The sequence below is a fragment of the Lederbergia graminis genome (assembly GCF_042655485.1).
GTDB classification, from domain to species: Bacteria; Bacillota; Bacilli; order Bacillales; family Bacillaceae_C; genus Lederbergia; species Lederbergia graminis.
Genome location: NZ_JBHSMC010000013.1, coordinates 176,372 through 201,669 on the forward strand (window position 1 = coordinate 176,372; position 25,298 = coordinate 201,669).

A 25,298-nucleotide genomic window follows, 5' to 3' on the forward strand; every position below is an offset into this window, starting at 1 on the left:
CCCCCTATTCCAATATAGATGGCACTTTAATTTGGCCGTCTTGTTGTTCTGGAACATTTTTCATTACTTCTTCAATTGGTAAACCTTCTTCTGCAATGTCTTCACGCAATACGTTTGTTTGAGCAAATACATGTGAAGTTGGTTCAATATTTTCTGTGTTAAGTTCGTCAAGCTTTTCAGCCATTGTGATAATTTTGTCGAGTTGATCTGTGAAAGTTACTGCTTCTTCATCGCTCATGTCGAGTCTTGCTAAATGGGCAACGTGTAAAACTTGTTCCTTTGATATTCTAGACAATATATGACACCTCCAAATTTTTTCGAACACTCACAATACTATTGATAATAGCAGAAAAATAGGAATATAAGCAAGAGATGGAGTAGCCCTCCATCCCTTGTTCCCGCAGAAGTCTCGAATCTTCGCTACAATCAACATAAAAATTTGAAACACTAATAACTTAAAACTAATAAATATGAACGAATGGTTCTTCTTCTTTTCCTGCATTTTTGACAATTAATGCTTCCGGACCACTTACGGAAGAGATGTTTACTTCCACTCTAATATATTCTGGGAAGTGGTCCATCACCAGAGAGGTGGCCCATTGCGTAAATGCGATAATTTCTGCTTTTCCATACAGCTGAATCGGTATTTCGATTGTAAGTCTTGTAAATTGATCATTTACATAAAAAGCTTGTCCAATGACACCATTGTAATTAGGGAAGAACTTTTCTATGTCATCTTTAAATCTTAAAAATTTTGCTTCGTCTTCACGATGATCTTGTTTCGCTTTACTAGATGGGAATAAATAATATTTTTCATCTATCGATTTCCAATCACCAAGTGAATTTCCTTTACTTGAATGGGCATATGCAAAAAAGTTCCCAGGAATCACAGCATTTTTTGCTTGTTGCTCAAACAAGGCAATAGTAATCGGTACATCGCCAACGCCTTCCATAGCTCGTAGCCTTTTGAGAATTTCCTCTCCCATTTTTTTACCTTCTGCAGCGAGTTTCTCATGGCTAATTTTTGTTTCATATGTTGCGCCCCATTGTTCCTTCTGATAGTAATGAACAGAGTTTAAGGCTAGTCCAATGACAATTCCGCCTAATTTCACAGTTTTATCATTTTTAACTAAATAATTATGTTCCAATATATGTGCTAAATAAATAGGATTTTTTTCATTCTGCTCTTCAATTGAGCCTTTCTCATCATTATATGGATTTAAACCCACACTATCATTTGGACTCGATTTTCTTTTTAACCAACTACTAACGGTCTCTTTATCTAGCTTCTGGCCTTCTTGAAACACATATTTATCAGTAGAGAAATGCTCCTTCGCTACACGCATTAAACCTGTTTCAAATTCTTTAATATCATAACTGGAACGCAGGTTGGAGACGACCATTCCTCTAGTTTGACTAGGTTCAAACGGAATAATGGAGCGATAATAAGATTCATCTATTTGATAATTTGGGATAATAGATGTTTCTTGTTGTTCATCGTCTTCCTGGACAACTTCATCATTTTTTTCCAAAGTAGGCATACACCCACTTAAGAGAGTCGCTACTAAAATGAGCGATAACCATTTTTTCATACCGTTTTCCACCTTTTAAGAAGAATTCCATTTTCTCAGTATGAGGTTTGGAATGTATTAATCAGCCAGTTCTTCGACTAGTCTGTTTTCATCCCAAATTTCTATACCAAGTTGCTCTGCTTTTGTAAGTTTAGAACCAGCATCTTCACCTGCGATTACCAAATCTGTCTTCTTACTTACACTACCGCTTACTTTTCCGCCTAGTAATTCAATCTTTTCCTTAGCTTCATTCCGAGTTAATTGTTCTAATTTCCCCGTTAAGACAATTGTTTTACCATTGAAGAAAGAATCAACATTTTCTATTTGATTACGCTTTGGTCCAAGGTACTCCATATTAACTCCAGCTGTTTTTAACTTATCAATTAACGCTTGGAGATCTTCACTGTCAAAAAACGTGACAATTGCATCCGCCATTTTATCGCCAATTTCTTCGATAGCAACTAATTCCTCTTTCGTTGCAGCTTTCAGTTTATCCATTGTCTCAAAGTGCTCAGCAAGGGTTTTCGCTGCTTTTGCCCCGACATGTCGAATTCCTAGACCAAAAAGGAGTTTTTCCAAAGAATTTTGTTTGGAAGCTACAATCGATTCAAGTAAATTAGAGACTGATTTCTCTCCCATTCTTTCTAAGTTTAACAATTGTTCTTTCGTTAAGAAATATAAATCTGCTGGATCTCTAATAAGCTCAGCTGCAAATAGTTGTGAGATGACTTTTTCGCCTATACCTTCAATATTCATCGCTGTTCTGGATACAAAGTGGATGAGACCTTCCCGAATTTGCGCAGGGCATGTTGGATTTATACAACGCAATGCTACTTCGCCCTCGATACGAACTAACTCACTCTCACATTCCGGACAATGAGTAGGCATTTGGAAAGCAACTTCATCGCCAGTACGTCGTTCTACGAGTACGTTCACTACTTCCGGAATGATATCACCGGCTTTTTTCACAATGACAAAGTCACCGAGCATAATATCTTTTTCTCGTATTAAATCCTCATTATGGAGTGATGCTCTTTGCACAGTGGTACCTGCAACTTGTACTGGCTCTAATATAGCCGTTGGAGTAACTACACCCGTTCTTCCAACACTAAGTTCAATATCTATTAGCTTTGTTGCTACTTCTTCAGCTGGAAATTTATAAGCAATTGCCCAGCGTGGTGATTTTGCCGTGCTACCTAATTCTTCTTGCTGTGCATAGGAATCTACTTTTATCACAATTCCATCAATGTCGTAATCAAGTTGACTCCGTTTCTCTGTCCACTCTTCAATGTATTCGAGTACATCCTCTATGCTCTTACAAACACGACGCTCTTTATTAACTTTTAGTCCCAGCGTTTCTAACAACTCTAACCCTGAACTATGAGTCGTAACACCAGTAGTACCTACATCACCGATACCGTACAAAAACACATCCAAATTACGAGATGCTGCTATCCTTGGATCTAGCTGGCGCAGTGATCCAGCAGCAGCATTTCTTGGATTTGCAAATAATACCTCGCCACTTTCTGCTCTTTCTTTATTTAAAGCTTCAAATGACTTTTTAGGCATGAATGCTTCCCCTCGAACTTCAAGAGTATATGGTTCTTTTAGTTTAAGGGGAATCGACCTAATTGTTCTTAGATTTGCTGTAATATCCTCTCCTACTGTTCCGTCTCCACGAGTAGAGCCTTGGCTAAATATGCCGTCTACATAGCGTAAAGACACTGCAAGTCCATCGATTTTCAATTCACACATATAGGAATAATTATCGCCTATTGCTTGTTGAATTCTTCGATCAAAATCACGTAAGTCTTCTTCAGAGAAGGCATTTGCGAGACTCATCATTTGTGTTTGATGACGAACTTTTTGGAATGTAGGGAGTGGTTCAGCTCCTATTCTTTGCGTTGGAGAAGTAGGTGTCACCCATTCAGGATGTTGCTTTTCTATTTCAATTAGTTCGTTTAATAGTTTGTCATATTCTGCATCTGGTACGGATGGATTATCTAACACATAATACTCATAATTATATTTATTTAATAATTCGTGTAACTGTTGTACTCGTTTTTCTAGTGATTTTTCATCCATATGAGCACCTCTTTCCTTATTAAACCTTTGTAATTGGAGCAAATTGTGCTAATAGGCGTTTTATGCCTGTTGGGCTAGGGAAGGCAATATCGAGTTCTATACTATCACTCGTTCCTTTCACACTAACAACTGTTCCAATACCCCATTTCTTATGTTCCGCTTTATCGCCAACTTTCCAGCCGATGTCTGCTGCACCATTAGAAGCTGGACGTGAAACAGGTTTCTGTCTAAGACCGCCACTTGTCATAGTCGATCTCACAGTGTTCGCTCTATTTGCTTTTTGCATTTCATTTATGTTTTCGATTAATTCTTCAGGAATTTCTGCAATAAAACGCGATACAGGATTCATATTTGTTCTACCAAATAATGTCCTCATCTGAGCATTCGTCAAATACAGTTGTTGTTCTGCTCGAGTAATTCCTACGTAAGCTAACCTACGCTCTTCTTCCATTTCTTCCTCTTCCATTAAGGAACGGCTATGTGGGAAAACTCCTTCTTCCATTCCAATTAAAAAGACTACTGGAAATTCTAGACCTTTTGCAGAGTGCAGAGTCATTAGAGTAATCGCATCACCAGGAGTACCATCTTCATCTAATTTATCAATATCTGCAACTAATGCTAAGTCTGTTAGAAAAGCAATTAAACTTTTATCCTCACTACCATCTTCAAAGCTCTTTGTTACAGATAAAAACTCATCAATATTCTCGAGTCGACTCTCAGCTTCTAGTGATTTCTCTGCAATTAACATATCTCGATAACCAGATTTCTCAATTACTTCCTCTACAAGCTCTGTTACAGACAGATACTCTTGCATTTGTGTGTAATTACGGATGAGGCCGTAGAATTCTGCTGCTGCATTTGCAATTCTCCCTGATAAGCCAATAAAATCAATCTCACTTAGCGCTTGATAAAGCGATAAATCATTTGCTTGTGCATAATTAGCAATTTTATCGAATGAAGTTGCGCCTATTCCTCGTTTCGGAACATTAATAACCCGTTGTAAACTAATATCGTCATCCGGATTCGCTATTAGACGTAAATATGCAAGCAAGTCTTTAATCTCTTTACGATCATAGAACTTTGTTCCGCCCACGATATTGTACTCGATATTCGATTTAAGTAATACTTCCTCCATTACACGGGACTGTGCATTTGTTCGATAAAGAATGGCAATATCAGACAGTTTATGATCTCCCTTAGCAGTGATCTCTTTTATTTTCCCAGCGACAAATTGCGCTTCAGACTGTTCACCGTCAGCACGGTAATACATAATTTTTGGTCCATCTTGATTATCAGTCCAAAGGTTTTTCGGCTTACGATTAAAGTTATTTTTAATTACTTCGTTTGCAGCTTCCAAAATCCGCTTCGTCGAACGATAATTTTGTTCTAGTAAAATCACTTTTGCATTTGGATAGTCTTTTTCAAAAGAAAGGATATTCGTAATATCCGCTCCACGCCAACGATAAATAGATTGGTCGGAATCACCGACAACACATAGGTTTCGTAAACGCGCTGCTAGTAATTTTACTAAAGTGTATTGCGCTCTGTTCGTATCTTGATACTCGTCAACATGTATATATTGAAACTTACGTTGATAAAATTCCAACACATCTGGAACACGATGAAATAATTGGATTGTCACCATAATTAAATCATCGAAATCGAGCGAACTATTTCTTCTCAACCTACGTTGATACTCTTTATATACATCGCTAATTGTTTGAGCATAAAATCCTGCTGCTGTTTTTTCATATTCTTCCGGTGTAACTAATTCGTTTTTTGCACTACTAATCGAATTTAATATAGCGCGTGGTTCAAACTTTTTCGGATCAATGTTACGGTCTTTTAAAATATTTTTGATAACAGACAACTGATCTGCAGAATCGAGAATCGTAAAATTACGATTATAGCCTAGTCGATCAATATCTCGTCTTAATATTCGTACACACATGGAGTGAAATGTGGATATCCATACTTCTTCCGCTGCTCCCCCCATGATTTTCCCAATCCGTTCTTTCATTTCGCGAGCAGCTTTATTTGTAAACGTAATCGCTAAAATATTGTAAGGGTTTATTCCCTTCTCCACCATTAAATAGGCGACTCGATGCGTTAATACTCGAGTCTTTCCACTTCCCGCACCAGCCATAATTAATAATGGACCATCTGTTGTCTTGACAGCCTCTTTCTGCTCGGGGTTTAATCCCTCAAGCAGACGATTTGATAAAAATTGCATTTTCTACTCACACCACCTAGTAAGAACATTTGTTCTATTGTACATTATAATTATTTCGCTGTCACTTGAATATGTTAACTGTTTTTAACGCTTCTTGGAAATCTTCGTATAGAGCATTTCCTACAATAATAACATCTGCATGTTCGCTCATCTCTTTTGCTTGATCGACATTGCTTATACCGCCACCGTAAAATAACGTTGTGTTGGAAAGCGTGTTTTTCACTTTACCGACAAGCTGTGGATTTCCGTATGTGCCACTATATTCCATATAGAAAATTGGCATCTTAAACATTTTTTCCGCCATAAGTGCATAAGCAATGACATCATCATCATCCAAATTAGTATTAGCATTTGTTCGCTCTGCTACTTTGCAATGTTCATTTAATATACAATAACCTTCTATGATAATTTCATTCCAATCCATAATCTCTCCATAAGCTTTTACCGCTTGATGATGAAGTCCAGAATGATATTTTAAATCACGACTATTTAGTACGGAGGGAATGAAGTATAAATCAAATCCAGGTGTAATAGATTCCAGATTGCTCACTTCTAATACGCATGGAACTGTATATCTTCTAATTCTAGACATTAAGTTAAGAACTTTATCAAGTGTAACATTGTCTGTTCCACCGACAATAATAGCGTCCGTCCCTGATTCACAAATTTGTTCAAGCTCTGTGTCAGATATGTCCTTATCCGGATCAAGTTTAAATGCATGACGCCATTCTTTTATATCGTACATAAATCTCCCAATCCTCCAATCCTTATACCAAATTATATTATAACATTTTGGGCCATACACTCCGAGTGAAATAGAAGAAAAGTTATTTTCATGTTGACGATTGATTTACGCTACAGGTGGATTGCTTTCCGCAGGCATGGAAAAGCGTTAGGCTCCTGTCTATCTCATGCTACTAACGGCTACCGCACATTCCGCAGGAGTCTCGCCACCTTCCGCTCCAATCAACCTTGAAAAAAACATATGGTTATACTTTTATGTATTTAAAAAAGTAAAACCTAGTATGAATCTTCACCATTTAGGTGTTGAATTCATACTAGGTTCATCATCATTTTTCTTTAATTCTATCTAGCACCATTTCGTACGTATCGTTACCAAAATTGAGGCAACGTTTTACGCGAGAAATGGTTGCTGTACTTGCACCAGTTTCTGTCTCGATTTTATGATATGTTTTCCCTTCTTTTAACATCCTTGCAACTTCTAATCGTTGAGATAACGACTGGATTTCATTAATCGTACAAAGATCATCAAAGAAACGGTAACATTCTTCGATATCCTTCAAAGACAAAATTGCTGCAAATAACTGATCAAGCTCTCTACCTCTTAGTTTCTCAATTTGCATATCTATATCTCCTTTATTCAAACAAAGCTATCATTGATACGAAACGATATTCATATCTGGAACGACATTGAACCAAGTCTTTCCTGGTACTAGTTTTGCAGGTTGACCACCTTCATAAGGAACGAGACGTCCACTTTCATTCTTCCACTCTACTTCCTTGACCTTACCTTTTTGGAATAGCAGCGCTTTACCACCAGAAGATAAATCTATATCTCGTCTACCTTTAGAGTCAATAATTCGATGTGTCGTTTCTACTACGATTATATTATCAATTAATACAGGTATATTGGAATCTAGTTCTGCTGTTTTTACACCACCAGAGTAACGCTCATACTTTCCTGTTTGAGCATTAAACTTATACTCTGCGTTTAATTGATTATTATTAGAGCTATACTTGATTGTCAATTCTGCACCGTTTTCCCCTGTGAGGTTTGCTACATCATCCTCTGAAAGAAACGCCATTGGTTTTGGAGCACCAGATAAACTAAATCCTTCATCATTAGCCCCTTTTTCTATGTTTTGGAACGTTATATAAGAATTATGTGGGGCATTTCGGAATGAAGCTCGTTTGAATAAGCTGCCATCATAGCGTATCCCATTTAAATGATCATACTTACCTGAATTCAACATTTTTTTTGCTTCCGGACTATATCCATGGGCAATATATACACTATCATAGCCTTGAGAGATATCAATAAAATAGTCACGAGCACTACGAATCGGTCCGATATTCTCTGGAAGATCACTTTGATAAATCGCTAAAAACCTAGTAATTGAACCTTCTGCAAGAATTTCATATACAACGTCGGCTTTGGACAAGCCCGTTTGTGGTCGTGCTGGTGGCTGATTACTGATCATTGCAGCGACTGCTCTTTGTGTCGATTCATCCTGCATACCAATACCTGTTAGCGGAAATTGATATGGATCTGTTTCTACTATTTCCTCATCTTTCCCATCCTCGTTATCTTTCTCCTCTGGAACAGGATTCTGGTTAGATCCATTGTCTTTTTCGCCTTCATCAGAAGCATTACATGCAGTCAAAACGAACAATAGTAACAAAATGAACATGAGCGGTATCTTCTTTTTCAACAAATTACCATCCCCTAGACTATTCTTTAGAGTACCACTCTATCATTTTAACGCATTAACGTCGGAAAAAGTACTGTTTTATTCATAACATCGTACATTCCTTGTTGTGTAATGCGAATATATGGGAGATGAGTGGCTGTAAAAAAGAGTAGAGAATAGATTGGATCACCAAAAGAATATCCTCTTTCTACTAATAAATCTTTTAATCGTTGTTCCTCTACCATTAGATCTTCCATTTTCCGATCAGACATAATCCCTGCTAAAGGTAACGGAATTTCATGAATGACTTTTCCATTCTCCACTAACACAATCCCCCCACCGATTTCCTTCATACGTTTAAATGCTGCCATCATGTCAGGTTTGCTCTTACCAATTAAAATAATATCGCCTGTATTTGAAAAAGAAGATGCAAATCCACTAACACCATTAGCAAAACCTTTTAATAATGTGTTGATCCGCCATTTTCCTTTTACGTCTAGTAACATAAAGAAATTTTCTTCACTTTCTGCAGGAAGAGTCTCTAATCCTAAGTCAATTTTGATAGAATATGGCTTTGTGATAACAGCATTAACCATTTCAATTCCAAACGGCATAGAGAATTGCATATCAGATTGTTCAATATCCCAATCTAGTTGCAAAGGTTGTAATCCAAATTCACTCCAATTTACTTCATCATGTATCTCCAGCTCAATACCATCTTTTTTCACCCATTGCCCTTTTGACAGTACGGAAATCGGAGTAGGATCTAGTTCATTAGAAAGAATATTAATATTTGCTATCCTACCTGTTGCGATCATCCCATGGTGATGTAGCAAGTTGTAATGACTAGCGATATTGTGAGTAGCCATTCTATACGCGTCTATTACGGGAACTCCGTTATCAATTGCAATGCGAATCAACTTATCCATGACCCCATCTTGATAAAAGCCTGGTGTAGAACCGTCCGTTGTATACATAAGTGAATCATACTGATCAATATTTAACTCCTGCATTTCTTGTAATAGTTTCGGTAAATCAGGACGAATAGAAGAATGTCTTAATGAAACAGTATATCCATGCATTAATCTGTTATAGACTTCTTCTCCAGTCATCGCTTCGTGATCACTATCTACACCAAATAACTTCATTCTCGCTAATGTACGCTCAGAAGCGCCAGGTAAATGACCTTCTACCTTTTTGCCAAGTCGCTTCGTCTCCTGAATCCAATGAAGCATTAAATCATCACCATCTTGTAGCTTCGGCCAACCAGTAAGCTCCCCACCTTGTACAACTTGATCATTTTCTAACCACGATTTGATATCTTCATTCGTAAAAATGACTTCTTCGCCTTTTAATTCTGTCTGTGAATCGTATCGACTCCACCAGTACATCGTAACTGGAGACTGATTAAGTTCATTTATAATAGAAAACGCTTTCTTTTTTTGTAGTTTTAAAAACAATACTAAGTTATCATTTATTAATGTTGTTGTACCTGTTTGAGCAGCATAACGAGCAAATGATTGTGGATTGTATAATTGAAACGGATGTACGTGAGGTTCGATATACCCGGGGACAAGTGTAAATCCGGAGCAATCAATAATCTCACTATTTTTAGTCTTCTCCGGCAATTCTTCACCAACATAAATGATCCGGTCTTGATGTATCCATATATGAGCTGTTATCCATTTACGCAACATAGTGTGTAAAAAGCGTGCATTTTTTAATATTATCGTAGGTGCTATTTTCCCATTTATAATACTAACCTGTTCTCGTATCTCTTTATTTTTCCATCTATATTTTTGTTCTAACATATACATTCCTCCTGGGAATATAACATTGGATAATATTATTTTAACATATCAAAAATTTTAACGCAGTAAAGTTTTACAGTGAATTATTAACAATTTGTGAAAACGTATCCATCTCAATAAAATAAAGGGGCTAGACTTATCTAAGCCTGACCCCTTTCGTCGATACTTGTCGTTATTGTGCTTTTTTTGCAATATCTTTTCTATAGAAGAACTCTGGATGATCTAGTTGTTTCATCTCCGAATAAACTTTTTCCATGGCAGCCGCAATTGTTTCTGCCTTCGCTGCTGTTAGTAATAAGCGTCCACCATTAGATAAGTAAGGACCTTCTGCATTTGGGCGAGTTGTCCCTGCATGGAATAGGGAGACGTTTGGATCACTTGATTCGAAGTTCGGAATTGCCACTCCTTTTTCATAGTCCCCTGGATAGCCTTTTGCAGCTAGTACAACACCGACAACAGCATCGTTAGACCATTTAATGTTAGGCGTATTCCCTTCCTGAAGATCCAACACGAGCTGAACTAGGTCACTTTCAAGTCTTGCTAAAACAACTTGAGTTTCCGGATCACCAAAACGTGCATTAAATTCAATCACTTTCGGACCATGCTCTGTTTGAATTAATCCAGCATACAAAATCCCTGTAAAAGGACGATCCTCTTGAATCATTGCTTTAGCAGTAGGCAGTAAAACCTCCTGTACTGCTCGCTCTACTTCAGCCTCAGGTATATGTGGTACTGGAGTGTATGCTCCCATACCACCTGTATTTGGACCTGTATCGCCATCAAATGCTCGTTTATGGTCTTGGGCAATGACCATTGGATATACATTTTCACCATGAACAAAAGCCATTAGTGAAAATTCTTCCCCTTCCAAAAACTCTTCAATAACGACACTAGCAGAAGATTTACCAAATTTAGCATCTAATAGCATATCTTTTAAAGCTGCATCAGCTTCCTCCATTGTCGTTGCAACAACCACACCTTTACCAGCAGCAAGACCATCTGCTTTGATTACAATAGGTGCACCTTTTTCTTCTATATATGCCTTCGCATCTTCATAAGATTGGAATGTTTGATAATCAGCAGTTGGAATATTGTATTTCTTCATTAATTCCTTTGCAAATGATTTACTTCCTTCTATAATAGCTGCATTTTTTCTAGGACCAAACACCTTTAAACCTGCAGCTTCAAACTCGTCAACAATTCCAGCAGCAAGGGGAACTTCAGGGCCGACTATCGTTAAATCAATCTTTTCTTGCTTGGCAAATTGAATTAAGTTCGAAAAGTCCGTCTCTACGATTGGTACAATCACAGCATCTTCCGCAATCCCCGCATTTCCAGGAGCACAGTAAACAGATGTTACAAGCTTGCTCTCTTTTACTTTTTTACAAAGAGCATGCTCCCTGCCGCCACTACCTACGATAAGTACTTTCAATACATTCACCTCCGCTTTTGTTGGCTACTACGGCGCCTTCCGCTTTTCTTCCTTAATGTTTAAAGTGGCGAATTCCGGTAAATACCATTGCGATTCCGTTTTCGTCACATGCTTTGATCGATTCTTCATCACGTATGGAGCCACCTGGTTGGATGATAGCAGTTATTCCAGCTTTAGCGGCAGCTTCTACTGTATCTCCCATTGGGAAGAAAGCATCGGAAGCTAGTACAGCACCTTTTGCACGCTCTCCTGCTTGTTCTAGTGCAATTTTTGCAGCGCCAACTCGATTCATTTGACCAGCGCCAACACCTAGTGTCATATCATTTCCAGCGACTACGATTGCATTTGATTTCACGTGTTTTACAACTTTCCAACCTAATTTTAATGCAGCAAGTTCTTCTTCAGTTGGTTGACGTTTTGTTGGAACAGTAATCTCCGCATCTTCGAAAGTATATGAATCTTGATCTTGTAGCAATAAGCCACCTTCAACAGATGTTAATACCTTTTCTTGCTTATTTTCTTTTTCAAAATCAATTGTTAGTAATCTCAAATTCTTCTTGGCAGTTAAGATTGATAATGCTTCCTCTGTAAATGAAGGTGCTATAACAATTTCTAAGAAAATTTCATGAAGTTGACGAGCTGTATCTGCATCAACTTCACGATTGAATGCAACGATTCCCCCGAAAATGGAAGTAGAGTCTGCCTCATATGCCTTTTGGAATGCTTCATTGGCGTTTGCACCAATTCCAACCCCACATGGGTTCATATGTTTAACCGCTACAGCAGCAGGTTCTTCAAAATCTTTCACAATTTGTAATGCAGCATCCGCATCATGGATGTTGTTGTAGGAAAGTTCCTTACCATGCAATTGTGTTGCGTAGGCAATTGAAAACTCAGATCCAAGTGGACGCTTATAGAAAGCTGCTTGCTGATGCGGATTCTCTCCGTAGCGTAAGTTTTGTTTTAACTCATATGTAAATGTGACACGTTCTGGCTGTTGTTCGCCAACTAATTCTGTCATGTATTCTGCAATTTGTGCATCATACGCTGCAGTATGACGGAAGACTTTTGCAGCAAGTTTACGTTTCGTTTCCTTTGATACCTCACCATTTTCGCGAAGTTCAGAAAGGACTCCAGCATAATCCACAGCATCGACAACTACTGTAAGATAATCGTGATTTTTTGCAGCAGCACGTAGCATGGATGGGCCACCTATATCAATATTCTCGATTGCATCTTCTGGCGTTACATCTGGTTTCGCAATTGTTTGCTGGAAAGGGTACAAATTAACACAAACAAGATCAATTGGTTGAATACCTTGTTGTTGTAATTGCTCTAAATGACTTTCATCATCACGTTTAGCTAAAAGACCACCATGAATGTTCGGATGTAATGTTTTTACACGACCTTCCAAAATTTCAGGAAAACCTGTAATTTCATCTACACCAATAACAGGAACATTATTTTCTTCTAATGCTTTCTTTGTACCACCTGTTGATAAAATTTCAAATCCAAGGGTAACTAGTTCTTTCGCAAAATCTACTACACCAGTTTTATCAGAAACACTTATTAACGCTCTTTTCACGCTGTTCCCCTCCTACGACGAATTATTTATTAAACAAAGATTCTAAAGTTTCGGGATAAAAAATATGCTCGATGGCATGAATTTTGTTTTCCACGTCTTCCATACTATCATTATCTGATAACTGTATTGCTCTTTGCGCAATAATAGGGCCGGTATCCATTCCTGCATCTACATAATGAATCGTTACCCCAACTTCTTTTACTCTCGCTCTAAATGCCTGACCAATAGCATCTTTCCCTGGAAAAGCTGGTAATAAAGATGGATGAATATTAATAATTCGATTTTGAAATGCTGAAAGTAAAGTTGCTCCTATTAATCTCATATATCCTGCAAGAATAACATAATCTACTTCAAGTTCTTGAAGTTTGTTCATAATAATTGTTTCAAACTCTATTTTACTAGCATATTGTTTTGGATGAAATACAAATGTCGGTACAGATGCACGTTCTGCCTTCTCGATAACAGCTGCACCTGGCTTATCACAAACTAGTAGTTTTACCTCTACATTTAGCGAGCCAGCCTTTACTGCATCGATTAATGCTTGAAAATTACTCCCTGTTCCGGAGGCAAATATGGCAATCTTTTTCACTTACCTTCCCTCCGCCTGTTCTTCAAACTCAACACCATCTCGGTTAGTGACAGAACCAATCTTATATGCTTTCTCACCTTGAGCTTCAAAGAATTGAACAATTTCATCTGCATCGCTAGCATTTACAGCAACGACAAAACCGATACCCATATTAAAGATATTGTACATCTCCTGGCGATTCAGATTTCCATATTTCTCTAAAGCATGGAATATAGGTAAAATTGGCCACGAGCCTTGATTAATTTTTGCACCTAAACCTTCTGGAAGCATTCTTGGGATATTTTCAATAAAACCTCCGCCGGTAATATGTGACATCCCCTTAATTTCAAATGTCCTTAATGCTGCTAAAATAGATTTCACATAAATCCTTGTCGGCTCTAGAAGTTCATCACCAAGTTTTCTTGATAGTTCTGGTAACTCTATATCCAAATCAAAACCTTGTTCTTCTAAGAAAATTTTTCGAACTAAAGAATATCCGTTACTATGAATTCCGCTCGAAGCAAGCCCGATTAACACATCACCAGCTTGAATAGTATCACCAGTAATTAATTGTGATTTCTCACAAGCACCAACGGAGAATCCTGCTAAATCATACTCATCTATATCATATAAACCAGGCATTTCTGCTGTTTCGCCACCAATTAAGGCACAACCAGCTTGTTCACAGCCATCTGCAATGCCACTCACTATTTGTTCAATTTTTGTCGGTACTGCTTTCCCAAGTGCAACATAATCAAGAAAATATAAAGGTTCTGCTCCTTGAACAACTATATCATTGACACACATTGCTACACAGTCTACGCCAATTGTGTCATGGCGATCTGTCATAAAGGCGAGCTTCAGCTTAGTACCAACACCATCTGTGCCCGAAACAAGTACTGGTTCTTTCAAGTTGAGAGCTGTTAAGTCAAAAATTCCACCAAAGCTACCAAGTTGCCCTAATACTCCTGTACGTAATGTCCGATTCGTATGCTTTTTTATTTTTTCGACCGCTTCATAACCAGCCTCGATATTAACTCCAGCACGTTCATATGCGTTCGCCATTTCCATATATCTCCTTTCGAAAGATACCTGTCATTTTTGCGTTTTAATAATGGGAATTATTTCCATGGATAGAGCGTGGAAATCCGTAAAATGATTGTCATACAATCATTGAATGGATTCTCACCGCTCTTATCTGCTTAATTCCTTCTCATGGGGTAATAATGTATCTGAGAATATTTCCGTTGGGTATTCACCTGTGAAGCACGCCATACATTGACCACAGTTTTTCCCGTAACCTTGTCTGCCAATTGCATCTAACGTACCTTCAACACTAAGGAAAGTTAACGAGTCAGCACCAATGATTTTACAAATTTCCTCTACACTATGTTGAGACGCAATAAGTTCTTCATGTGTAGACGTATCTATTCCATAAAAACACGGACTTTTCATTGGTGGAGAACTGATACAAACGTGAACTTCTTTCGCACCAGCTTCTTTTAACATCGTGACAATCCGCTTGGAAGTCGTACCACGAACGATAGAATCATCCACCATAATGACACGTTTTCCTTCTACGACTTTGCGAACTGGTGATAGCTTCATCTTCACTCCGCGTTCTCGTAGCTCTTGCGATGGTTTTATAAATGTACGCCCTACATAACGGTTTTTGATAAGACCCATTTCATATGGTAATCCTGCCTCTTCCGCGAAACCAATAGCTGAGGATATACTAGAATCTGGTACACCTGTTACAACATCTGCTTCTATATTAGCTTCACGCGCTAGTACACGGCCGAGATTTTTTCTCGCAGAATGGACATTAATTCCCTGTATGTCACTATCAGGACGAGAAAAATACACATACTCCATCGTACAAATAGCATTTGAAGTGGAATACGAGAAAAATTCAGAGTGTAACCCATCATCATTAATAATGATTAATTCACCTGGCAAAACATCGCGAACAAACTCTGCACCAATAATATCAAATGCACATGTTTCAGATGCTACACAGTAAGAATCTCCAATTTTACCGATTGATAAAGGACGTAGACCATTCGGATCTAATGCAATCAGTAATTCATTTTCTGTCATTAATAAAAAGGCATATGCACCTTTTAGCATCGTAAGTGCATTTTTTAATTGTTCCTTTAATGTAAGGAAGCCACTTCTTTTTATTAAATGAGCCAACACTTCTGTATCTGAACTCGTTTGAAAAATACTACCTTGTGCTTCCAATTGATGTTTCAACGCATTGGCGTTAACGATATTGCCATTGTGAGCAAGTGCTAAACTACCATTTTGTGAGTTAAAGAGGAGAGGCTGAACATTAACGATTCCGCCTCCACCTGCTGTTGCGTAGCGAACATGACCGATAGCAGACTGACCATGAAGTTTTGAAATCATTTCCTCTGTAAAAACTTCTGTCACTAACCCCTCACCTTTTTGAGCTTGAAGTCTTTCACCGTCAGATACAACAATTCCTGCCCCTTCTTGGCCACGATGTTGTAGACTATGAAGTCCATAATAGGTGATTTGTGCTGCCTCGGGATGACCCCAAATCCCAAACACGCCACATTCTTCATTTAAACCTCTTATTTCAGCAAGCATGGGATGGCTCCCTTCCAAACTTTCTCACATTCATTTATTGGTGCATCAATTAATAGATTGCTATTAGTATCTTTGATTGTTAACTTTTCACTGTTCGTTACTTTTCCAATGAAGGATGCATCTTCCACAAGTTCCTCAAATTGCTCTTTGTTTTCTGCTTTGATTGAAACAATAAAACGAGATTGTGTTTCACTAAATAGTGCTACAGTAGGTTCACCTTCTAGTGTTACTTCTGCCCCTAAACCAGCAGTATTAAATAGTGATTCTGCTAATGCGATAGCTGTTCCACCTTCTGCAATATCATGTGCAGATGAAACAAGGCCCGATTTAATAGCAGATAGTAATTGTTTTTGTCTTACAGCTTCTACTTCTAAATCAATTGCAGGAGACTTACCAGTAATTTCGCCATTTTGTAATTTTTGGAGCTCACTACCACCAAATTCTGGTTTTGTTTCCCCAATGATATATATTAAATCACCAACATTTTTGAAGCTTTGTGTTGTAATATGATCAAGATCTTCTACTAATCCAACCATACCAATAATAGGTGTAGGATAGATTGCTTCTCCTTTTATTTCATTATAAAGGGAGACATTTCCACCAATAACTGGACTATTTAGTGCGAGACAAGCTGCACTAATTCCATCCGCAGCCTTTTCGATTTGCCAAAAAATCTCGGGGTTTTCTGGGCTACCAAAATTAAGTCCATCTGTAATTGCTATCGGCTCTGCTCCAGAACAAACGACATTACGAGCTGCTTCAGCAACTGCAATTTTCCCACCTGTTTCTGGATCTAAGTATATATAACGAGAGTTACAATCTGTTGTCATAGCTAATGCTTTTCTTGTTCCACGAATTCTTACAACTGCCGCGTCAGAACCAGGTGTAACCACTGTATTTGTACGAACTTGATAATCATATTGGTTATAAACCCATTCCTTGCTAGCGATCGTAGGCTGTGCTAATAACTTCAATAATGTTTCCTTGTAATCTTCTACATTAGGAATCTCTGTTTCCATCGCTTGAAACTCACGGAAATATGCTGGTTCAGAAGAAGGTTTATAATAAACAGGAGCATCCTCTGCAAGTGCATCTGTAGGAACCTCTGCAACAACTTCTCCACGATGGATTAAGCGTAATTTCTTATCATCTGTTACTTTTCCAACTGCAACTGCTTCTAGACCATATTTGGAGAAAAGATCGATAATCTCTTGTTCTCTACCTTTTTTCACAACAATCAACATTCTTTCTTGTGATTCAGATAGCATCATTTCGTATGGTGTCATTCCTGTTTCACGTTGCGGAATATCATCAAGAATCATTTCAATACCTGAACCTGCTTTACTTGCCATCTCGGAAGAAGAGCTAACAAGACCGGCAGCACCCATATCTTGAATACCTACTAAAGCATCTGATTTCACAAGTTCTAAACATGCTTCTAGTAGAAGTTTTTCCATAAATGGATCCCCTACTTGAACAGCTGGACGGTTTTCATCTGATGTCTCACTTAATTCTTCTGAAGCAAACGTTGCTCCGTGTATACCATCTCTACCTGTTTTAGCACCAACATACATAACTGTATTACCGATACCTTTTGCCTGACCTTTTTGAATATCTTCGTGGTTAATTAATCCAACACACATTGCATTTACTAAAGGATTACCATCATAGCATGGATCAAATTGTATCTCGCCACCAACTGTAGGAATTCCTATACAGTTTCCATAACCTGCGATTCCAGCAACAACTTCTTTAAATAAATATTTCACTCTCGGAGTCTCTAATTCTCCGAAACGTAACGAGTTAAGCATTGCAATCGGACGTGCACCCATGGAAAACACATCGCGAATAATTCCACCAACACCAGTAGCTGCTCCTTGATATGGCTCAATTGCTGAAGGGTGGTTATGGCTTTCTATTTTAAAAACAACTGCCTGATTATCACCGATATCTACTATTCCTGCACCTTCACCAGGACCTTGTAGTACTCTTTCACCAGATGTAGGGAATTTCTTCAATACTGGCTTAGAGTTTTTATAACTACAGTGCTCTGACCACATAACAGAGAATAAACCAAGCTCTGTGTAATTTGGTAGCCTGCCTAATATATCTTCTATCATTGCAAATTCTTCATCTGTAACTCCCATTTGACGATAAACTTTTTCTTCTTTAATTTGGGATGGATTTGGTTCAAGCATTAACGACATGTGATTCCCTCCAGTTTTTCACGATCGATTGAAATAATTTTAGACCGTCTGCACTTCCTAATAGACTATCAACTGCTCTTTCCGGATGTGGCATCATGCCAAGCACATTACCTTTTTCATTCGTAATACCAGCGATATTCGCAACACTTCCATTAGGATTGTCTGTATATGTGAAAACAATTTGATTGTTCGCCTTTAAACGTTGAATTGTTTCATCATCACAGTAATAATTTCCTTCTCCATGTGCAATTGGAATTCGAATCACATCATCGTCATTAAATTCAGAAGTGAACATTGTCTTGTTATTTTCAACCTTTAATTCCACTGTTCGACAAATGAATTGTAGACTTTCATTCCTTCTCATCGCACCTGGTAGTAGACCAGACTCTAGTAAAATCTGAAATCCGTTACATACACCTAATACAGGTTTTCCAGCCTCTGCAGCTTTTACTACTTCTTGCATTACATTAGAAAAACGAGCAATTGCTCCCGTGCGTAAGTAGTCACCGTATGAAAATCCACCCGGTAATAGAATTCCATCATATTCGTCTAAGCTATCAGCATCATGTCTTACATACTCTACCTCTTCACCAAGCTCATCTTTGATTGCATGGAACATGTCTAAATCACAGTTGGAACCTGGAAAAACAATTACGGCGAACTTCACTGTGCAACACTCTCCTCAATCTCATATCGATAATCTTCAATCACTGGATTTGCAAGCAGACGAGTACAAACCTCATTAATAACTTCATCTATATCACGGTCTGTTTTTTCAATCGTTAGTTCCATATATTTTCCGATACGTACGTCCGTTACATCTAAATAGTCCATACTATGAAGTGCACCTTTTACTGCTGCCCCTTGTGGATCTAATACACTCTCTCTTAATGTTACATATACTTTTACTTTATACATGTGAAAATTCTCCTCCTAGACGGTTTAATATTTCTTTATATACAAGTGTTAAATCTCCTAAATCTTTACGAAAAACATCTTTATCTAACTTCTGATTTGTATTTATGTCCCACAGACGACATGTATCAGGAGAGATTTCATCCGCTAATATGATTTCATTAGAGGCAGTTTTTCCAAACTCTAGTTTAAAATCTACTAACCGAATCCCGATTTCTAAAAATAGCTGTGAAAGCACTTCATTGATTTTTAAAGCTTTCTCTTTAAGTAGTGCTACTTCATCGAGACTAGCAATCTCTAAAGCTTCTATATGATCTTCCGTTAATAACGGGTCGCCCAGTTCATCATTTTTATAATAGAATTCGATTATTGGCTTATTGAGTACTGCTCCTTCTTCTAAGCCAAGTCTTCCCGCAAAACTACCTGCAACAATGTTTCTTGTCACTACTTCTAACGGAATGATGGAAACCTCTCTCACTAATTGCTCATTGCTTGAGATTCTTTCGATAAAATGACTTTCGATCCCTTTACTCTTTAAGAGTGAAAAAATACGTGTGGATATTTCGTTGTTCAAAATACCTTTACCGATTATTTCCGATTTCTTTTTCCCGTTAAAAGCAGTGGCAGAATCCTTGTATTCTATCCATAAAACACCTGATTCATTTGTCCGATACACTCTTTTAGCCTTACCTTCATACAACAACCCGTGCTTCTCCATCCTATTCCCCCTTTTGTAGTATTCCGCTTTAATCGTTAAGCCCTAATCGTTCAAAGATTGTGTCTACATGTTTCAGATGGTAGTTATAATCAAAACAATCTGCTATTTCTTCTGCAGTTAACTTACTTTGAATTGTTGGATCTGCTTCAATCAACTGTCTAAAATGCACCTGTTTCTCCCAAGCTTCCATCGCTTTTGGTTGAACAGTATCATATGCTTCTTCACGAACCATTCCTTTATCAATTAGCGCTAACAGTAATCGCTGAGAATAGATAAGGCCTAGTGTTCTATCCATATTGCGTTTCATATTCTCCGGGAAAACAGTTAAGTTTTTCACGATATTAGCAAAGCGATTTAACATATAATTCAATGCAATCGTTGCGTCAGGCAAAATAATGCGTTCTGCAGATGAATGAGAAATATCTCTTTCATGCCATAATGGAACATTTTCATAGGCAGTCATCATGTATCCACGGATAACTCTTGCTAAACCGGTCATATTCTCAGAGCCGATAGGGTTTCGTTTATGTGGCATGGCAGAAGATCCTTTTTGCCCCTTCGAAAAGAACTCTTCTACTTCACGCGTTTCACTTTTTTGCAGACCACGAATTTCCACTGCAAATTTCTCAATGGAGGTAGCAATTAAGGAAATTGCCGCCAAATAATGCGCATGACGATCTCTTTGTAAAGTTTGGGTTGAAATTGGTGCCGGTTGTATCCCTAGTTTTTCACATACATATTGTTCAACAACTGGATTAATATTTGCATATGTTCCTACTGCACCTGATAACTTCCCAAACTCTACTCCAGCGGCTGCTTGTTTAAATCGTTCTAAATTACGTTTCATTTCTTCATACCATAATCCGAGCTTCAAACCGAAAGTTGTTGGTTCTGCATGAACACCATGTGTTCTTCCCATCATGACTGTATATTTATGTTGCTTTGCTTTCTCTCCAAGAATCGCGATGAAGTTTTCAATATCTTGTAGAAGAATCTCATTTGCTTGCTTTAACAAATAGGACAATGCTGTATCTACAACATCTGTTGAAGTAAGACCATAATGGACCCATTTTCTTTCTTCACCTAGTGATTCTGATACCGCTCTAGTAAAAGCAACAACATCATGACGTGTTTCTTCTTCAATTTCATGAATTCTATTAATATCAAATGTTGCTCGTTCTCTAATTTTTGCTACATCATCTTTCGGTATGTCACCTAGCTCCGCCCATGCTTCACAAGCTAAAATTTCAACTTCTAACCATGCTTTAAAACGATTTTCTTCCGTCCATATTGCACCCATTTCTGGTCGTGTATAGCGCTCTATCATGTGAGATTTCCTCCGATTCTAGTTCCAAATGTGGTGATCATTTAATTGTAATAGAGTTGCTTCTATATCATCTGTTAACACGGTAATATGTCCCATTTTCCTTTGATATTTAGCTTCTTGTTTTCCATATAAATGAATGGACCATTCAGAAACGTAGGGTATATGGTCTATAAGTTCATTTACATGTTGTCCTAATATATTTACCATTATTACTGGCTTTAGTAATAATGGTTTTTTCAATGGCCAATTGCACACAGCTCGTATATGTTGGTCAAACTGTGAAAAATCGCAAGCTTCAATGGAATAGTGCCCCGAATTATGTGGTCTTGGAGCTAATTCATTCACATATATTTCTCCATTTCTAGTTACAAACATTTCAACTGCTAATGTTCCTACTAGTTGAACATGTAATGCAATCTTTTTCGCTAATTCATATGCCCCTAATTCAATTGTCTCGGATATTCTAGCAGGTACAATGGTTTGATGAAGAATATTATCCTGATGAATGTTTTCACCAACAGGGAAACATTCCATATCTCCATTTTCGTTTCTAGTAACAATAACGGAGATTTCCTTCTCAAACTCTAACCAGGATTCAAGAACACAAGGACCATTTTCTAAAAGTTTCCCTGCTTCTTCTATGTCTGACTGACTTCTAATTACTCGTTGTCCTTTGCCATCGTATCCCCCACGGCTAGTTTTCAATACACAAGGGTAATCAAGTTTTTCTATCCCTTTTTCAATTTCATCTACGGAGCGAATGATTTCAAAAGGAGCAAGCTTTACTCCGGAAGCATGTAATGTATTTTTTTCAGTTATCCGATCTTGTGTAATCCGAATAATCTCGGCTCCTTGTGGAATATGTGCTTTCTCCTCTAATGCTTTTAGTGCTTCATAGTCTATATTTTCAAATTCATATGTAATGACATCACTTTTTTCGGCTAGTAATGCTAATGCGTCATGGTCATTATAGGATGCAACGATTTCTTCATCAGCTACTTGACCAGCAGGAGAGTTGGATGTTGGTTCTAGCACAATGACATTAAACCCGGAAGCTTTTGCGGATAATGTCATCATTCTTCCTAATTGACCACCGCCAATAATTCCTATTGTTTGACCAGGCTTAATCATGTTATTAGACAAGTTGATCACTGCTTTCTAACACTTTTTCCTTAATGTCGTTTCTTCTAGCTTCTAAGCGTTCTGCAATTTCTTCCTGATGAGTACTTAAAATCTGGGCAGCCAGCAATCCTGCATTTACAGCTCCTGCTCTGCCAATTGCAACAGTTGCTACAGGAACTCCGCCAGGCATTTGTACGATGGATAGTAAGGAATCTAACCCTTTTAATGATTTAGATTCTATTGGTACTCCGATAACCGGAAGAGTAGTTTTAGCAGCTACCATACCAGGAAGGTGTGCAGCTCCACCAGCGCCTGCAATAATTACTTTCAATCCACGCTCTTTCGCTGTTTCTGCATACTCAAACATCAAATCTGGTGTTCGATGTGCTGAGACAACTTTCTTTTCATATGGAACCTCTAATTCATCCAATATTCCACATGCATTTTTCATCGTTTCCCAATCTGAAGTACTTCCCATAATGATTCCAACTTCGGCCTTCATTTTCATCCTCCGCTCATCATCTAATAAAATAAAAAATCCCAGATAGCCAGCTTTCTTTATCAGAAAGCAGGATATCTGGGGATAAAATATACATACTTAAATAAGCATAAAAATGCTTCCCAAAATCTACTTTCCTCATAGTCCAATTATTTACGGCAATTGGGTAGAAACTTATGGGCCATATTCCCATGATATACGAGGTAACAACTTCATTTTAACAAAAGATACGAGAGAATACAATCTAAAAATCGAACATTTTGTTTTAGTTAAATTTTAATGTTCGTGTTTAGCTATCCTTTATCCCCTGAAAAATGATTTTTTGGGTAATTGGTGTATATTTTATTTCACCATTTACTTTTTCTTCTTTAAATATTGGCTTCTCCATTCTTCTGACTGGTCGATACCCCTCCTTCTCCATTCTTTGCAAACAATCACTAATTGATTCATTTTCCAACACTTCAAACTCTTTCTTCATCGATTCAACTTACCTTTCTTCACAGCCTTCACCCAGAAACCTCCATAAATCGCTTTTGGTTCATAGGCAATAATGAAAGACTTCGGATCAAGCTCCTTAATTCGTTGATATAGTTTTAACTCCATCCTCCTTGGAGTTAAAACTTGCAATGCCATACGATCACCTTCCAACCCACTTGCAGCCCAACTTGTAACACCATAACCATCTTCACGCAATTGTTTCGGAAGGTCTTTATCATATTCTTTCGTAATTACATTAACGGTAATATACCCAAGAGCAAGCTTCTCCTCGATTTTCGTCCCTACTAATACACCTACGCCATACCCTACTGCATAAGCAATTACGTTCTGAATCTCATTCAAATTATCTAACACAAGCCCAAGACCAACAACATAAATCACAATTTCAATCATACTAATAAACGCAGCAAAATATCGATACCCTTTCAACGTCAAAATCATCCGGATCGTAAAAAAGGAAACATACACGACATTAATAATAAAAATAATTGCTACCATCACCAAGGTGTTCTCTAACATGAATGAGCCTCCAATAAAATTGTCTATTTATTATTATAACCATAATAACTCGCCATAAAGCAAAGCATCCATATTCCTTTACCCTTTATGAGGGGGAGGTAATCATTGGGATTTGAGTGTAGGTGTTGGTTGCAATCTATGAAAAATTGGATACATTTGTTTCCATCAAAAACCATCTGACAGATTGATTTGGGGAGTGGGGGAGTGATGAACTGCTGTTGGATGATGAGTTAGTTTCTTGGAGAGTGGATGAATGTGATTACCTTAATGTGAGTTTTTTGGTTTTTGGGGAATGAGATGTGGATACTGATTACCTTTCGGAGAGGTTTTTCTATTTTGGGAAGCAGATGATGGAGCTGATTACCTTTTGAAGGGATATTTGGGTTTTATAGAATCAGATGTGGGATTTGATTATCCTCTAGAGAGATTTTTCTATTTTGGGGAATCAGATGATGGATTTGATTACCCTTTGAAGAGATATTTGGGTTTTAGGTAATCAGAAGAGGAATGTGATTACCTTCCAGAGTGATTTTTCTTCTTTTGGGAATCATACGGTGTCTTTGATTCCCTTCTGAAGATTTTTTCCTCTTTTGGGAATCATATATTATTCCTCTTTTTACCTGAATAGCGACTGTAATTTAACATTTTCTTAATCATGGTATCTATTTGAAGTGAATAGTTACCTAATTTTCATATCCCATTCATTTGGGATTTAATCAATCTTAATAGTGACCTCTTTTACTGCTTTTCTTATTCTTGGGCACTATTCCGCTGCAATAGTGACCTCTTCTACAGTTTTTCTTATTCTTGGGCACTATTCCGCCGTAATAGTGACCTCTTCTACAGTTTTTCTTATTCTTGGGCGCTATTCCGCCGTAATAGTGACCTCTTTAATAGATTTTCTTATTCTTGGGCGCTATTCCGCTGTAATAGTGACCTCTTCTACAGTTTTTCTTATTTTTGGGCACTATTCCGCTATAATAGTGACCTCTTCAATAGATTTTCTTATTTTTGGGCGCTATTCCGCTGTAATAGTGACCTCTTCTACAGTTTTTGATTAAGTCCATATAATTGTGTAAAAAGAATAGGTCATCACCATGACCCGTGATACAATGTTTTCGACCAAGAAACCATTTAAACGGAGGACATGATGATGACCC

At 37.7% G+C, this 25,298-nt stretch carries 22 protein-coding genes and 1 riboswitch; all 22 genes read right to left on the reverse strand.

The genetic code is table 11. The features are described from left to right. Positions 1-4 precede the first annotated feature (4 nt). Entirely contained in the window at positions 5-295 is a 291-nt protein-coding gene (gene gatC, locus ACFPM4_RS10055) for an Asp-tRNA(Asn)/Glu-tRNA(Gln) amidotransferase subunit GatC (protein WP_144926004.1), read from the reverse strand. A 166-nt stretch (positions 296-461) separates the two neighbouring features. Further along, positions 462-1,592: a CamS family sex pheromone protein gene (locus tag ACFPM4_RS10060; protein WP_144926007.1), complete on the reverse strand. Its 1,131-nt coding sequence runs from the start codon at positions 1,590-1,592 to the stop codon at positions 462-464. Between the two features lie 57 nt (positions 1,593-1,649). Next, positions 1,650-3,656: an NAD-dependent DNA ligase LigA gene (gene ligA, locus ACFPM4_RS10065; RefSeq protein ID WP_382350926.1), complete on the reverse strand. Its 2,007-nt coding sequence runs from the start codon at positions 3,654-3,656 to the stop codon at positions 1,650-1,652. Between the two features lie 19 nt (positions 3,657-3,675). Beyond that, positions 3,676-5,889 carry a DNA helicase PcrA gene (gene pcrA / locus ACFPM4_RS10070; protein WP_382350929.1) on the reverse strand — a complete coding sequence of 738 codons (2,214 nt, stop codon included), beginning with the start codon at positions 5,887-5,889 and terminating at the stop codon, positions 3,676-3,678. A 61-nt stretch (positions 5,890-5,950) separates the two neighbouring features. After that, complete coding sequence (gene pcrB / locus ACFPM4_RS10075) at positions 5,951-6,634, reverse strand: heptaprenylglyceryl phosphate synthase (RefSeq protein WP_382350932.1); 684 nt, start codon at positions 6,632-6,634, stop codon at positions 5,951-5,953. A 325-nt stretch (positions 6,635-6,959) separates the two neighbouring features. Beyond that, positions 6,960-7,253 carry a YerC/YecD family TrpR-related protein gene (locus ACFPM4_RS10080; protein ID WP_144926019.1) on the reverse strand — a complete coding sequence of 98 codons (294 nt, stop codon included), beginning with the start codon at positions 7,251-7,253 and terminating at the stop codon, positions 6,960-6,962. A 30-nt stretch (positions 7,254-7,283) separates the two neighbouring features. Beyond that, positions 7,284-8,342 carry a DUF3048 domain-containing protein gene (locus ACFPM4_RS10085; protein WP_465262176.1) on the reverse strand — a complete coding sequence of 353 codons (1,059 nt, stop codon included), beginning with the start codon at positions 8,340-8,342 and terminating at the stop codon, positions 7,284-7,286. Between the two features lie 47 nt (positions 8,343-8,389). Then, complete coding sequence (locus ACFPM4_RS10090) at positions 8,390-10,132, reverse strand: adenine deaminase C-terminal domain-containing protein (RefSeq protein WP_382350939.1); 1,743 nt, start codon at positions 10,130-10,132, stop codon at positions 8,390-8,392. Positions 10,133-10,304: 172 nt separating this feature from the next. Then, positions 10,305-11,564, reverse strand: a complete 1,260-nt coding sequence (purD, locus tag ACFPM4_RS10095) for a phosphoribosylamine--glycine ligase (RefSeq protein WP_382350942.1) — start codon at positions 11,562-11,564, stop codon at positions 10,305-10,307. A 52-nt stretch (positions 11,565-11,616) separates the two neighbouring features. Beyond that, the gene (purH, locus tag ACFPM4_RS10100) at positions 11,617-13,149 is read right to left on the reverse strand and encodes a bifunctional phosphoribosylaminoimidazolecarboxamide formyltransferase/IMP cyclohydrolase (RefSeq protein WP_382350944.1); all 1,533 of its coding nucleotides are present in this window, start codon (positions 13,147-13,149) and stop codon (positions 11,617-11,619) included. 22 nt (positions 13,150-13,171) lie between these two features. Then, positions 13,172-13,738 (reverse strand): phosphoribosylglycinamide formyltransferase, encoded by a 567-nt coding sequence (purN, locus tag ACFPM4_RS10105; protein ID WP_382350946.1) that lies wholly within the window; start codon positions 13,736-13,738, stop codon positions 13,172-13,174. Further along, positions 13,739-14,782 (reverse strand): phosphoribosylformylglycinamidine cyclo-ligase, encoded by a 1,044-nt coding sequence (gene purM / locus ACFPM4_RS10110; protein ID WP_382350948.1) that lies wholly within the window; start codon positions 14,780-14,782, stop codon positions 13,739-13,741. 129 nt (positions 14,783-14,911) lie between these two features. After that, positions 14,912-16,333 (reverse strand): amidophosphoribosyltransferase, encoded by a 1,422-nt coding sequence (purF, locus tag ACFPM4_RS10115; protein ID WP_382350951.1) that lies wholly within the window; start codon positions 16,331-16,333, stop codon positions 14,912-14,914. Continuing rightward, a complete protein-coding gene (gene purL / locus ACFPM4_RS10120; protein WP_382350954.1) occupies positions 16,318-18,540 on the reverse strand; it encodes a phosphoribosylformylglycinamidine synthase subunit PurL in 2,223 nt (740 codons plus the stop codon). Before purL ends, purF begins: the two co-directional genes overlap by 16 nt. Continuing rightward, the gene (gene purQ / locus ACFPM4_RS10125; RefSeq protein ID WP_382350957.1) at positions 18,524-19,207 is read right to left on the reverse strand and encodes a phosphoribosylformylglycinamidine synthase subunit PurQ; all 684 of its coding nucleotides are present in this window, start codon (positions 19,205-19,207) and stop codon (positions 18,524-18,526) included. The genes purL and purQ overlap by 17 nt, the downstream gene beginning before the upstream one ends. After that, positions 19,204-19,458: a phosphoribosylformylglycinamidine synthase subunit PurS gene (gene purS / locus ACFPM4_RS10130; protein ID WP_382350960.1), complete on the reverse strand. Its 255-nt coding sequence runs from the start codon at positions 19,456-19,458 to the stop codon at positions 19,204-19,206. Before purS ends, purQ begins: the two co-directional genes overlap by 4 nt. Then, positions 19,451-20,173, reverse strand: a complete 723-nt coding sequence (gene purC, locus ACFPM4_RS10135; RefSeq protein WP_382350963.1) for a phosphoribosylaminoimidazolesuccinocarboxamide synthase — start codon at positions 20,171-20,173, stop codon at positions 19,451-19,453. Before purC ends, purS begins: the two co-directional genes overlap by 8 nt. A 28-nt stretch (positions 20,174-20,201) precedes the next feature. Then, on the reverse strand, positions 20,202-21,500 hold the full coding sequence (gene purB, locus ACFPM4_RS10140) for an adenylosuccinate lyase (protein WP_382350966.1): 1,299 nt from the start codon (positions 21,498-21,500) through the stop codon (positions 20,202-20,204). An 18-nt stretch (positions 21,501-21,518) separates the two neighbouring features. Then, complete coding sequence (gene purK / locus ACFPM4_RS10145; RefSeq protein ID WP_382350969.1) at positions 21,519-22,631, reverse strand: 5-(carboxyamino)imidazole ribonucleotide synthase; 1,113 nt, start codon at positions 22,629-22,631, stop codon at positions 21,519-21,521. 4 nt (positions 22,632-22,635) lie between these two features. Continuing rightward, the gene (gene purE, locus ACFPM4_RS10150) at positions 22,636-23,124 is read right to left on the reverse strand and encodes a 5-(carboxyamino)imidazole ribonucleotide mutase (RefSeq protein ID WP_382350972.1); all 489 of its coding nucleotides are present in this window, start codon (positions 23,122-23,124) and stop codon (positions 22,636-22,638) included. Between the two features lie 118 nt (positions 23,125-23,242). Next, positions 23,243-23,343: riboswitch (purine riboswitch) on the reverse strand. A 67-nt stretch (positions 23,344-23,410) separates the two neighbouring features. Continuing rightward, positions 23,411-23,599, reverse strand: coding sequence for an NETI motif-containing protein (locus ACFPM4_RS10155; protein ID WP_144926064.1), 189 nt, complete (start codon positions 23,597-23,599; stop codon positions 23,411-23,413). Continuing rightward, a complete protein-coding gene (locus ACFPM4_RS10160; protein WP_382350976.1) occupies positions 23,596-24,138 on the reverse strand; it encodes a DUF2179 domain-containing protein in 543 nt (180 codons plus the stop codon). Before ACFPM4_RS10160 ends, ACFPM4_RS10155 begins: the two co-directional genes overlap by 4 nt. Between the last annotated feature and the right edge of the window lie 1,160 nt (positions 24,139-25,298).

Coding starts and splice junctions, on each gene's coding strand:
- ACFPM4_RS10060 (WP_144926007.1), bottom strand. CDS start 1,592: ATGAAAAAATGGTTATCGCTCATTTTAGTAGCGACTCTCTTAAGTGGG.
- ligA (WP_382350926.1), bottom strand. CDS start 3,656: ATGGATGAAAAATCACTAGAAAAACGAGTACAACAGTTACACGAATTA.
- pcrA (WP_382350929.1), bottom strand. CDS start 5,889: ATGCAATTTTTATCAAATCGTCTGCTTGAGGGATTAAACCCCGAGCAG.
- pcrB (WP_382350932.1), bottom strand. CDS start 6,634: ATGTACGATATAAAAGAATGGCGTCATGCATTTAAACTTGATCCGGAT.
- ACFPM4_RS10080 (WP_144926019.1), bottom strand. CDS start 7,253: ATGCAAATTGAGAAACTAAGAGGTAGAGAGCTTGATCAGTTATTTGCA.
- ACFPM4_RS10090 (WP_382350939.1), bottom strand. CDS start 10,132: ATGTTAGAACAAAAATATAGATGGAAAAATAAAGAGATACGAGAACAG.
- purM (WP_382350948.1), bottom strand. CDS start 14,782: ATGGCGAACGCATATGAACGTGCTGGAGTTAATATCGAGGCTGGTTAT.
- purF (WP_382350951.1), bottom strand. CDS start 16,333: ATGCTTGCTGAAATAAGAGGTTTAAATGAAGAATGTGGCGTGTTTGGG.
- purL (WP_382350954.1), bottom strand. CDS start 18,540: ATGTCGTTAATGCTTGAACCAAATCCATCCCAAATTAAAGAAGAAAAA.
- purS (WP_382350960.1), bottom strand. CDS start 19,458: ATGTATAAAGTAAAAGTATATGTAACATTAAGAGAGAGTGTATTAGAT.
- purC (WP_382350963.1), bottom strand. CDS start 20,173: ATGGAGAAGCACGGGTTGTTGTATGAAGGTAAGGCTAAAAGAGTGTAT.
- purB (WP_382350966.1), bottom strand. CDS start 21,500: ATGATAGAGCGCTATACACGACCAGAAATGGGTGCAATATGGACGGAA.
- purK (WP_382350969.1), bottom strand. CDS start 22,631: ATGATTAAGCCTGGTCAAACAATAGGAATTATTGGCGGTGGTCAATTA.
- purE (WP_382350972.1), bottom strand. CDS start 23,124: ATGAAGGCCGAAGTTGGAATCATTATGGGAAGTACTTCAGATTGGGAA.
- ACFPM4_RS10155 (WP_144926064.1), bottom strand. CDS start 23,599: ATGAAGAAAGAGTTTGAAGTGTTGGAAAATGAATCAATTAGTGATTGT.
- ACFPM4_RS10160 (WP_382350976.1), bottom strand. CDS start 24,138: ATGTTAGAGAACACCTTGGTGATGGTAGCAATTATTTTTATTATTAAT.